At 62.1% G+C, this 10758-nt stretch carries 11 protein-coding genes; all 11 read left to right on the top strand.

Features of this window, described 5'->3' with window-relative positions; all coding sequences use genetic code 11:
- Positions 1 to 39: 39 nt before the first annotated feature.
- The 11 genes from HMPREF3120_RS03860 to HMPREF3120_RS03910 all read left to right on the top strand — a co-directional run bounded on the left by HMPREF3120_RS03860 (position 40) and on the right by HMPREF3120_RS03910 (position 10688).
- A complete protein-coding gene (locus HMPREF3120_RS03860) occupies positions 40 to 750 on the top strand; it encodes a hypothetical protein (protein ID WP_070422224.1) in 711 nt (236 codons plus the stop codon).
- Positions 750 to 1271 carry a hypothetical protein gene (locus tag HMPREF3120_RS03865; RefSeq protein WP_141739363.1) on the top strand — a complete coding sequence of 174 codons (522 nt, stop codon included), beginning with the start codon at positions 750 to 752 and terminating at the stop codon, positions 1269 to 1271. Before HMPREF3120_RS03860 ends, HMPREF3120_RS03865 begins: the two co-directional genes overlap by 1 nt.
- An 86-nt stretch (positions 1272 to 1357) precedes the next feature.
- Positions 1358 to 1537: a hypothetical protein gene (locus tag HMPREF3120_RS03870; RefSeq protein ID WP_070422226.1), complete on the top strand. Its 180-nt coding sequence runs from the start codon at positions 1358 to 1360 to the stop codon at positions 1535 to 1537.
- Position 1538: 1 nt separating this feature from the next.
- The gene (locus HMPREF3120_RS03875) at positions 1539 to 2852 is read left to right on the top strand and encodes an MFS transporter (protein WP_070450935.1); all 1314 of its coding nucleotides are present in this window, start codon (positions 1539 to 1541) and stop codon (positions 2850 to 2852) included.
- Positions 2853 to 2879: 27 nt separating this feature from the next.
- The gene (locus HMPREF3120_RS03880) at positions 2880 to 3536 is read left to right on the top strand and encodes a type 1 glutamine amidotransferase family protein (protein ID WP_070422228.1); all 657 of its coding nucleotides are present in this window, start codon (positions 2880 to 2882) and stop codon (positions 3534 to 3536) included.
- Positions 3529 to 4317, top strand: a complete 789-nt coding sequence (locus HMPREF3120_RS03885; RefSeq protein ID WP_070450937.1) for an inositol monophosphatase family protein — start codon at positions 3529 to 3531, stop codon at positions 4315 to 4317. Before HMPREF3120_RS03880 ends, HMPREF3120_RS03885 begins: the two co-directional genes overlap by 8 nt.
- A gap of 16 nt (positions 4318 to 4333) precedes the next feature.
- Positions 4334 to 4999 (top strand): TIGR02234 family membrane protein, encoded by a 666-nt coding sequence (locus HMPREF3120_RS03890; protein ID WP_070450939.1) that lies wholly within the window; start codon positions 4334 to 4336, stop codon positions 4997 to 4999.
- A gap of 39 nt (positions 5000 to 5038) precedes the next feature.
- Positions 5039 to 5857 carry an indole-3-glycerol phosphate synthase TrpC gene (locus tag HMPREF3120_RS03895; protein ID WP_070422231.1) on the top strand — a complete coding sequence of 273 codons (819 nt, stop codon included), beginning with the start codon at positions 5039 to 5041 and terminating at the stop codon, positions 5855 to 5857.
- An 18-nt stretch (positions 5858 to 5875) separates the two neighbouring features.
- Positions 5876 to 6835, top strand: a complete 960-nt coding sequence (lgt, locus tag HMPREF3120_RS03900) for a prolipoprotein diacylglyceryl transferase (RefSeq protein ID WP_070451059.1) — start codon at positions 5876 to 5878, stop codon at positions 6833 to 6835.
- A complete protein-coding gene (pyk, locus tag HMPREF3120_RS03905; protein WP_070450941.1) occupies positions 6828 to 8252 on the top strand; it encodes a pyruvate kinase in 1425 nt (474 codons plus the stop codon). The genes lgt and pyk overlap by 8 nt, the downstream gene beginning before the upstream one ends.
- 18 nt (positions 8253 to 8270) lie before the next feature.
- Positions 8271 to 10688, top strand: coding sequence for an excinuclease ABC subunit UvrA (locus tag HMPREF3120_RS03910; RefSeq protein ID WP_070450943.1), 2418 nt, complete (start codon positions 8271 to 8273; stop codon positions 10686 to 10688).
- The last annotated feature ends 70 nt before the right edge of the window (positions 10689 to 10758 follow it).

Below are 10758 nucleotides of genomic sequence, written 5' to 3' on the forward strand. Positions count from 1 at the left end.
CAGCGAACGGATGGGGTGAAACTAGGAAGGTAGTCAAAGATGAAAATGAACACTACGTCCGGCATGGCAGCATGCGTAGCTGCAGCAATGCTCGTACTTCCGCTTTCGGCATGCGGATCCTCCGACGAAGGCAAGTCCGGAGGGCTGTCCACCGCTGCTGAGGCTGCTCCGGCCGATACGGCTGTCGAGTCCACGGTGTCCGAGAATGCCGATAAGAGCGAAGGAAAGAAGGACGACGCAAAGAAGGACGAGAAGAAGGCAACCGCCACGACTTCGAAGAAGAAGGAGTCGAAGGAAGAGGGCGGCAACCAGGGCGAGGCCCCGACCCTTGCCAATCCGTTTGAGAACGGCATGCCGGAAAACACCAACCAGCCGCTCGAGGGCGCACAGGAAGGTACCGACGAAGACCGCAAGCAGATGGAAGACACTGCACGTGCTGTGCTTAACCCGGGTTCTTTCGCTGACTGGACCCGCACCATCTTGGACAATTCCTGTAAGGCAGTCGCTGACCCGATGATGGAGGAACTGGAGCGTCAGGGTCTGACCCTTGAGCAGGTTGAAGAGGCGGGCCGCCTTGCTGAGCAGCAGGGCCAGGCGCTCGAGCTGCCGAAGTCCGAGGTCAGCATTTCCGACGTTCGTGTGGACGGTAACCGTGCGTCTGCCAACCTGACTGCAAAGAACGCAAACGGTGAAGAAACCCAGGTCATGATCTTCGAGAAGGAAGACGGCCGCTGGAAGTTCTGCAACTAGTGATGGGATCTGGTGCAGGGCTGCTCGCGCTAGCCCTGCTCCTCGGTATCGCTGGAGGTTTCGCCTGGGGTGGTCTTCGTCCCGCATACGTCGGCGTGATCACAGAAAACGGCGGTATCGGGGTCGACGAAGTGGCAAGCCCTGTGAATGTACAGTTCACAGGGTTTGCGTGGTTTGTGCTGCTGGCACTCCTGCTCGGGGTGGTGCTTGGCGCCGTGGGGTGGCGCAGCGTGCGCCGCGGCAGGGTCGGCGGTTCTGTGTGGTGGATGCTGTGGATCATGACCGTTGCCGTACTCGGCGCGATCTCGATCTACTTGTTTGGTGACTGGTTGAGCCTCAAACTGCACCCCAGGCCTACCCACGATGTCTTGGAAACCGGATCGAGCTTCACGCTTGTCCCGCCGGTTTCGCCGGGGGTCGGGTGGGCTGTTGCGCCGCTGACAGCTGGTCTGGTGTTTTGGATCGGCAACCTGCGCGCCTATGCGCGTGAACCACGCGGGGATGACGACAGCCGTCTGTAAGGCCCCGAACGGCCGGAATCGGACTGCGTCGTTACACTGACGGCGTACACAGCTTGAACGCGCCAATAACGCAGGAGGTTCGCCCAGTGACAGGTGCCGGAAACACATTCTTCATTCTTTTGCTGTTCCTCCTTGCAGGCATCCTCGTCGGTGGAGTGTGGTCGTCGTATCAGAACGGCTCCTCAAGAGCGGTGACTGCCGTCCTCGCGCTTCTTGCAGTTATGGCAGCCCTAGGTGGTGTGCTGATGTTGGTGGAGGTGATGTGAGATGTTCGGAGTTCGGCCCCTTACCCGCGACGAGGTTGATTCGCTAACCAATGTGTGGCGGGCCCGTGGTTTGATCCCGGTGCTCGTCGCCGTTGCATCCGCCTTCGCCGCCTGGTCGCTTCTGTTGCCGGTAGTGCCCACAGCCGTCATCGATGCCGGACAGTCTGCATCCCTTGCCGGGCTGTCCACTGGTGTGTTCATGCTGGCAACAGTGCTCACACAAGTTTGTACACCGTGGGCTCTGCGGAGGTTCGGCTACAGCATCATCATGGCAGTGGCCTCAATGCTTCTGGGTATCCCGGCGTTGGGGTACATCATCGGCATGGATGCAGCGCCGCTGCTGACGGTTAGTGCGATTCGTGGCATCGGCTTCGGTGCATTGTCCGTGGCTGAAGCGGCGATTATCGCGGAGCTGGTACCGCTGCGCCTGCTCGGCAGTGCCACGGGAATTTTCGGCGGTGTTGTCGGCCTTGCTCAGATGATTGCGCTGCCATCGGGCTTAGCCCTGGTGGACAGGATCGGGTACGACGCCGTGTATATTATCGCGGCATCGATCGGTGGCATCTCGCTCATTGCCTGTGCGGCGATCCCTGCTATTCCACCACCGGATCCCGAGCCAGAGACCACAAACATGGTCCATGTGCCCATGTGGCATCTGGTGCTCGTGCCGGCACTCGCGTTGATGTTTGTGACCACTGCTTACGGTGCGATCACGAACTTCTTGCCGGTCTCCATGCGTGATCTCGACCCGGCCACGGGTGCCGCGATGGGCGGCGTAATGCTCGGCGTGATGAGCTTTGCGTCGATGATCTCGCGCTACACGGCAGGCAAGATCATGGACCGTCGTGGGCAGCCCGGCACCGTGCTCATCCCATGCCAGGTCCTTTGTGCACTCGGCGTGTTGCTCATGGCAGCCATCTTGGCGCTTGAGCTACCGGTTTGGACCATGCTGCTGGCCGCCCTGTGTTACGGCGCAGGCTTCGGCGCGGTGCAAAACGAGGCACTGACCATGATGTTCTACCGCCTGCCGCGCTCGAAGACCTCGGAAGCTTCTGCTATCTGGAACATTGCTTTCGACGGCGGGACGGGCCTGGGTTCTACCTTCTACGGCATGCTCATTGCCACGATGGCGTTCGCGCCGATGTTTGGCATCGCCTCCAGTGTCATCGCGATTGGGCTGATTGTCACGTTGCTTGACCGTCAGTTGGGCCGTCACCGTGTGGTGGAAGTTAACAATCTGTCGGCTCGTTTGAAGGCTGTGCAGGCGCCGCGTCGTTATCCGTCGAAGAATAAGAAGCAGCCGAAGAACCAGTAATCGGGGGAGCGGATACACTACGCAACCATGACGAACACCCCGGCAAGCCCGACAGTCGCGGTACTTGATTACCTCGGCAGTGAGACCACCACCAGCCTTGTCAGTGCTTTGGTGAATGCAGGTGCTGATGCTTTTGCCACCACTGACCCCGACAAGGCTGTGCAGGCAAGCGGTCTTGTCCTGCCTGGTGGGGCATCGTTTGCAGACGCTGCTGCGGCGATCAAGCGCATCAAAGGGGATCGCATCGTAGGCCAGCGTCTGGCAGGGGGTAGGGCACTGCTTGCGGTCGGCACTGGAATGCACGTGCTTTTCGACGACGCCGTGACCGGCAGCCGCACCACACCAGGCCTTGGGGAGTGGCCGGGCCAAGTTGTGGAGGCAGCATTTGAAGCGGGGGAGTACCCCGTCGTGGCGGCAGATGGTTCGAAGCTGCTGGCCGGAATTGTTGGAGACGTGTTCTTCGACGCGCCACAAGCCGTGAAGTCGTTCCCGTTGGCAGAGGATGACTTCATCGCCTACCCGAAACTGTCTTGGGCAGACATCAACGGCGAGCGCATCCTTGCCGCTGTAGAAAATGGGCCATTGTGGGCGATGGCGTTCGACCCAGCCATGTCCGGTGAGGTTGGTGTGAGCGTGCTGGGCAACTGGGTGCAGCAGCTGCAGCCGGAGGTGTCTCATGCATAAGCCGGCGGAGCTGCTTGATGCTGCATTGTGCGCGGTTGATGAGGCGCGTGAGGTATTCGTCGACAAAGTGGGGGCTGCTCCTGCACTGCGCAAGGGGGCCGGCGACTTTGCCACAGAGGCTGATCTGATCATTGAGAAGCTGTTGCGCAAGCGTCTGACGGACACGACTGGCATTGCGGTGTACGGCGAGGAACAAGGCGGGTCGTTTGATCCGGAGGCGTGCTGGGTTGTTGACCCGATCGACGGTACGTCGAACTACTCGTCCGGCAATCCGAACTGCGCCATCCTGTGCACGCTGCTGCTTGGTGGAAAACCGGTCGCAGCGATTACCGATGCGCCGCTGCTGAACATGCGCCTCACCGCGGTCGATGGCGAGCCCGTGCACCTCAACGGCAACGCCTTGCCACCGGTTGGTGCGCTGACTTCCGCTGCGGAGCAGGTGGGGATTGGCTCGTTGGCCTCGGCGGATAGGCAGCGATACCCAGCATCGTTCCGTCTCGACTTGGCAGGCGCACTCACGGATTCGCACCTGCGGCCGCGCATCAGCGGATCGGTCGGCGTTGACCTGGCCTTCGTCGCGCAGGGGATCTACCAGGCTGCGGTCAGTTTTTCCCCGCACATCTGGGATAACGCAGCTGGTGTGTTGTTGGCACGCAGTGCAGGGGCGAACGCAAGCGCGTTTGATGGTTCGGAATGGACTTCGACCACCGCCGGTGTGGTTATCGGTACACCGCATGCGCATCGTACTGTGCTCGATGCGATCCAGATGGTTGCAAAGTAGCGGAAGGACGCTTCAGATGAAGAAGAACAAAACCGGTGCACTGCTGCTCGGTGTGGCGGGTGCGGTGATGTGGGGCTTTTCCCGCATGGACTGGGTGACCGCGAAGTACAACGACGACCTCTCCGGCGAAGGTGTAGCAACCATCACCGGCGCGGAGTGGTCCACCGAGATCACCGCAGTGGCGGTGCTGCTGCTCGCCGGTGCGATTGCCGCGTTTGCGTTGCGCAAGGTCGGTCGTCGTGTCGTTGGCGGAATTTGCGCGCTCGCCGCCGCTGCTGCTGTCATCCCAGCAGCAGCGCTTCTGGCGCGTGGTGCTGACCATGAGCGTATCCACGCCATCTTGACGGCAGGGGCGGAACAGGCAGCCACGGATACGTCCTCCGCTGCTATTGCGAACTGGGCGGAGATCACCGCCGCCGACGTTGCTGTGGTAGGCCCAGTACTCACGATCGTGGGATGTGTGCTGGGGGTGATTGGCGGTGCGATGCTCGTCGTCAAGCCTGGCGAGGATGCGCCGAAGCAACACAAATACGAGAAGGAAGCTGTGCGCAAAGAAACCATCCGTCACGACCTGAAAGAGGAGCCGGATTCCGGACGCGTGATGTGGGATGCGCTCGACGCGGATATCGACCCGACCGAAACTGGTGACGAGGATTTTCGTCCTACGCAGGGCAACCGCTAACCTATAGCGCTATAGGCCGTATCACCTGGAGGTAGGCGCATGTCGGCACCGAGCGCAGTATCAAACGTTGTCGCTGGTGTGCTCCGTGATGTCGAAAAACGCGAAGCGGTCGTGCCGTTCCAGGAAATCAAGGCCCGCTCGCGCGACATGCCCCCAACCCGCGATGCTAAAGCAGCACTTTTGCGCCACGGCTGCGGGGTCATCGTGGAGATCAAACGCAACTCGCCAGTTTTTGGCCCAACCGCGGTAGGCAGACGCTCGATCGAGTCGGTTGCCCAAGACATCGAGCGCGGTGGCGCCCACCTCATCGCTTGCCAGACAGAGCGGCTGCGTTTCGACGGCTCCCTGGCAGATCTGGCCAACGCCCGCGCAGCCGTAAGCCTGCCGATGGTGTGTCGCGATGTCATCGTCGACCCGTACCAGATCCACGAGGCCCGCTGCTACGGCGCCGACATGCTCCCGCTGCAGGTAGGCATCCTCGAACAGCCGCGCCTGGAGGCACTGCTGGACCGAGTGGAATCGCTGGGCATGGTCGGTGTGGCCGAGGTGCGCACGCCAGCGGAGGCGGATCGGGCCCTTAAGGCCGGCGTGAGTGTGATCGCGGTGAACTCCTGGACCTTTGACACCAACGACCTCAACCGCAACGCCTTTGCGGATATCGCGCCGGGGCTTCCCACCGAAGTGATCAAGATCAGCCTGGGTGGTGTGACCACTCCGCGTGACCTGATGGACGCCGCCGCGTGTGGTGCGGATGCCGTGTTGGCAGCGGAGGCTGTGATGGCGTCTGGCGATGTGTACGAGGCAACCCGCTCTTTGGCGGCCGCGGGACAGCACCCAGCCTGTCCATCGCGGAATTAAACTGGCACACTGTTGGGCGTGCAAACAACACTTCTGGCAAACATTCCTTCCCCGCCGCAGGGGGTGTGGCAGCTCGGACCGATTCCGATTCGTGCCTATGCGCTGTGCATCATGGCGGGCATTGTTGTCGCGCTGTTGATTTCCCTGCGTCGCTACAAGGCGCGCGGTGGAAACCCTGAAACGGTGTGGGACGCGGCAATTGTAATTATCCCGACCGGCATTATCGGCGGGCGCCTTTACCACGTGATCACGGATTACGATAAGTACTTCGGTGAGGGCAAGAACCCGTGGAAGGCCTTCGACATCACCTCGGGTGGGTTGGGCATCATCGGCGCAGTCGCGCTGGGAACCCTGTGCGTGTGGGTGATGATGCGCCGCAAGGGCCTTCCGTTCGCGCCACTTGCGGATGCAGTTGCGCCGACGGTGATTCTTGCCCAAGGCATCGGCCGGTTGGGCAATTACTTCAACCAGGAGCTCTATGGGGCCGAAACCAATGTGCCGTGGGCGCTGGATATTTACTACCGCGTCAACGAGGCGGGGGAGTTCGCGCCGCTGACCGGCCGGTCCACCGGTGAGGTGATCGCGAGCGTGCACCCGACGTTCCTCTACGAGCTGATCTGGAACGTTGCGGTGTTCTTCCTGCTCATCTGGATTGACCGCCGCCGGCGCCTTGGCCATGGCAGCGTGTTTTGGCTCTATGTCGCGGGTTATACCCTTGGCCGGTTCTTCATCGAGCTGATGCGTAGCGACGAAGCCACGCTCATCCTCGGCCTGCGCGTCAACACCTGGATGACCGCAATCTTGTTCATCATCGCGGTGGTGATGTTCATGCGCACACCGAAGGGGCGCGAGACCCCGGAAGAGGTCGATCCGGATTACAACGCACCGTCCACGGCAGAAGAGGACAATCCGGAGTACCGTGTTGCGGTGGAAGACACGCGAGAAGCCTACGAAGGTGAGGTTGGAAAACGTGGATAGGAAAACGAAGATCGTTTGTACGCTCGGTCCCGCTGTGGCCAGCAAGGATGCGATCTTAGGACTCGTGCGCGACGGCATGGATGTCGCGCGCCTGAACTTTTCGCACGGCGATTACCCGGATCACGAGCAGAATTACCGTTGGGTGCGCGAAGCCACTGATGAGACCGGCCATGCGGTCGGCATTTTGGCGGACTTGCAGGGCCCGAAGATTCGCCTTGGCCGCTTTGAAGGCGACGGCAAAACCTACTGGGAGACGGGCGAAACCGTCCGCATCACCGTCGACGATGTTGTAGGTACGCACGACCGTGTGTCTACGACGTACAAGCAGCTGGCCAAGGATGCGAAGCCGGGGGACCGTTTGCTTGTCGACGACGGCAAGGTCGGCCTCGTCTGCACCGACATCGACGGCAACGACGTGGTCTGCCGCGTCACCGAAGGCGGCCCGGTGTCGAACAACAAGGGCGTGTCGCTTCCCGGTATGGACATCTCCGTGCCTGCACTGAGCGAGAAGGACAAGGAAGATCTGCGGTTCGCGCTGAAGCTCGGCGTGGACATTATTGCGTTGTCGTTCGTCCGTTCGCCGTCTGATGTCGATCTCGTGCACGAGATCATGGATGAGGTGGGCCGGCGCGTTCCGGTCGTCGCAAAGCTGGAAAAGCCCGAGGCAGTCGACGCTCTGGAATCCATCATCCTTGCGTTCGACGCCGTGATGGTCGCTCGTGGTGACCTGGGTGTGGAGATCCCGCTCGAGCAGGTGCCGGCTGTGCAGAAGCGTGTGATTCAGATCGCGCGTGAGAATGCGAAGCCGGTGATCGTCGCAACGCAGATGCTCGATTCGATGATTGAGAACTCCCGCCCCACCCGTGCGGAGGCCTCCGACGTAGCCAACGCTGTGCTCGACGGCGCGGACGCCGTGATGCTGTCCGGCGAGACATCCGTGGGTGTGGACCCGCACAACGTGGTGCGCACCATGAGCCGCATCGTCCGCTCTGCTGAAACGATGGGCAACGTCCCGCCGCTGAACCACATTCCGCGCACCAAGCGTGGCGTGGTGTCCTACTCGGCTAACGACATTGCGCAGCGACTTAACGCACGTGCGATTGTCACGTTTACGACCTCCGGCGATACTGCACGCCGCGTGGCGCGTCTGCACCCGGACCTGCCACTGCTCGTGTTCACACCGGTGCAGCAGGTGCGTTCGCAATTGGCCATGACCTGGGGTGCGGAGACGTTCCTGTGCGATGAGGTCAACAGCACCGACGAGATGGTCAAGGTTGTGGACAAGCAATTGCTGGCCATGGACCAGTACCACGAAGGCGACACCATGGTGGTCGTCGCGGGCACCCCGCCAGGAGTTGCGGGCACTACCAACACGATCCTCGTGCACCAACTCGGCGAGGACACGCGAAACCCCTAACGCGTTACCCTGGTGGGCATGCCTGAAACACATGCTGGAATCCAAGTACGCGATGCCCACCTACACAACCTGCGCAACGTGGACGTGGATATCCCACGCGGCACTCTCGTTGCGGTGACAGGGGTGTCAGGCTCCGGCAAGTCGTCGCTGGCGTTCGGCACCATCCACGGGGAGGGACAACGGCGCTACCTTGAATCGGTGGCGCCGTTTGCGCGTCGCCTGATTGGTTCTGCAGTAGACCCGCAGGTCGGCGCGGTTGAGGGACTGCCGCCGACCGTGGCGCTCGAACAGTCCCCCTCCGGGGGCGGGGCGCGCTCGACGGTGGGGACGGTCTCGGCGCTGTCCAACAGCATTCGTCTGCTGTACTCGCGCGCTGGCGATAACCCGAAGGGGCTGTACTCCGACTCGTTTTCGCCCAACACGCCGGAAGGCATGTGCCCGACGTGCCAGGGCACAGGTGTCGTGCACGAGCCAACCGAAGAGTCGATGGTGCCGGACCCGACGCTATCTATCGAGGAGGGTGCGATCCAAGCCTGGCCCGGCGCGTGGGCAGGTAAGAACTTCCACGACATTTTGCAGACGCTGGGCTACGACCTCGATTCACCCTGGCAGGATCTGCCGAAGAAGGACCGCGACTGGATCCTGTTCACCGACGAGCGCCCCGTGGTGACCGTGAAACCCTTGCGCGGTGAGGACCAGATCCAGCGAAACTACAAAGGCACCTGGCGATCTGTGGCGTCGTATCTGACCAATACACTCGCCGAAACACAGTCCGATACCCTGCGCAAACGCGTGCTGTCCTACATGGAGTCACGCGTCTGCGAGACCTGCCACGGCCGTCGCCTCAACCCGGAAGCACTCAAGGTTACCTATGCTGGCATGCCCATCGACGAGCTCGGCGCCTTGCCTCTCGACCGTGTCTATGAGGTACTCGCGGCACAGAAGCCCTCGGAGGGCTCCGCCGAAGACTTGCTGCTCAAACAGATTTTGCCCGCGGTGCAGTCCGCACTCGACTTGGGCCTTGCGCACTTGAGCCTGGATCGGCCCGCGCCCACGTTGTCCGCGGGTGAGTTGCAGCGCATCCGTTTGTCCTCGCAGTTGCGCTCCGGCCTGTTCGGCGTGGCGTATGTGCTTGACGAGCCGTCCGCCGGCCTGCACCCATCCGAGCGTGGTGCGGTGCTGGATATTTGCCGCCGATTCATCGACGCAGGCAATTCCGTTCTCTTGGTGGAACACGACATGGAACTCGTTGCCCAGACTGACTGGCTCGTCGACGTCGGGCCGCTCGCGGGTGAGCGCGGCGGCGAAGTGGTCTATTCCGGCCCCACCAGCGAATACTCCGGCGATGCGCCAACTGCCCGCGCGCTTGCCAACCGCAAGCTCTCGCTTAACGACGACCCCCGCGCCGCCACCGGCGAACTTTCCCTGTCCGGTGTCTCGGCCCGCTCCATCGACGGCCTGGATGTGTCGTTTGGGATGGGGCAGTTCACCGCCGTGGCTGGTGTGTCTGGTTCAGGCAAGTCGACGCTGGTCAGCACCGTTCTCGCCGGTGTCCTTCGCGACGCCGCCTCTACCGTTGTTGATGAAGACGATGAGGTGGGACAGGAGGGCGAGTGGGGCGTCGATAAGCATGATGGCTTTGACGCTGTCACCCGCGTCGTGCAAATTACCCAAAAGCCGATCGGGCGCACCCCGCGGTCAACCCTGGCCACCTACACCGGACTCTTCGACGGCGTGCGCAAACTCTTCGCCGCAACCGACGAAGCAAAGCGACGCAAATGGAGCGTGTCGCGCTTTTCCTACAACGTCAAGCAAGGACAGTGCCCGACCTGCGGCGGCGCCGGCAAGATCGAAGTCGAGCTAGTGTTCCTGCCCGGCTCGTACACCACCTGCCCCGACTGCGGCGGTGCACGCTACAACGACGAAACCCTCGAAGTGACCTGGGAAGGACTCAGCGTTGCGGACGTGCTGGAGTTGACCGTCGACGAAGCCGCGGACGTATTCGCCGACGAACCGAAGATCCTGCGCGCCGTCGAAACTCTGCAAGCCGTGGGGCTGGGGTACCTGCGCCTCGGCCAGGGCGCGCCCGAACTGTCCGGTGGCGAGGCACAGCGCATCAAACTCGCCACCGAGTTGCAGCGCTCCCGCAACTCGCGCCGGGGCCACACCGTGTACCTCCTCGACGAGCCCACCACCGGCCTGCATCCCGCCGACATCTCACTGCTAGTCAAGGAACTCAACAGCCTCGTCGAAGCGGGCCAAACCGTGATCGTGGTCGAGCATGACGTCTCCGTGATCGCGCAGGCGGACCGTGTCATCGAGATGGGCCCCGGCGCTGGCGCCGACGGCGGACAAGTTGTGGCTTCGGGCACCCCGTCAGAGCTCGCAAAGTGCGACACCGCAACAGGGCGCGTGCTCGCCGAGCGGTCGGCATAGTCCCGGGGGCTCGCTGGGTTTCGGTTGTGCCTGTGGTGCGACGCTATGCAGCGGCATAGCGTGTTGGCGG

Origin of the sequence: Corynebacterium sp. HMSC11D10, assembly GCF_001806995.1 — a bacterium.
GTDB lineage: Bacteria > Actinomycetota > Actinomycetes > Mycobacteriales > Mycobacteriaceae > Corynebacterium > Corynebacterium coyleae.

Excerpts from the sequence above, each read along its gene's own strand:
- HMPREF3120_RS03860 (WP_070422224.1), top strand. The coding sequence starts at position 40 with ATGAAAATGAACACTACGTCCGGCATGGCAGCATGCGTAGCTGCAGCA.
- HMPREF3120_RS03875 (WP_070450935.1), top strand. The coding sequence starts at position 1,539 with ATGTTCGGAGTTCGGCCCCTTACCCGCGACGAGGTTGATTCGCTAACC.
- HMPREF3120_RS03880 (WP_070422228.1), top strand. The coding sequence starts at position 2,880 with ATGACGAACACCCCGGCAAGCCCGACAGTCGCGGTACTTGATTACCTC.
- HMPREF3120_RS03885 (WP_070450937.1), top strand. The coding sequence starts at position 3,529 with ATGCATAAGCCGGCGGAGCTGCTTGATGCTGCATTGTGCGCGGTTGAT.
- HMPREF3120_RS03890 (WP_070450939.1), top strand. The coding sequence starts at position 4,334 with ATGAAGAAGAACAAAACCGGTGCACTGCTGCTCGGTGTGGCGGGTGCG.
- HMPREF3120_RS03895 (WP_070422231.1), top strand. The coding sequence starts at position 5,039 with ATGTCGGCACCGAGCGCAGTATCAAACGTTGTCGCTGGTGTGCTCCGT.
- HMPREF3120_RS03910 (WP_070450943.1), top strand. The coding sequence starts at position 8,271 with ATGCCTGAAACACATGCTGGAATCCAAGTACGCGATGCCCACCTACAC.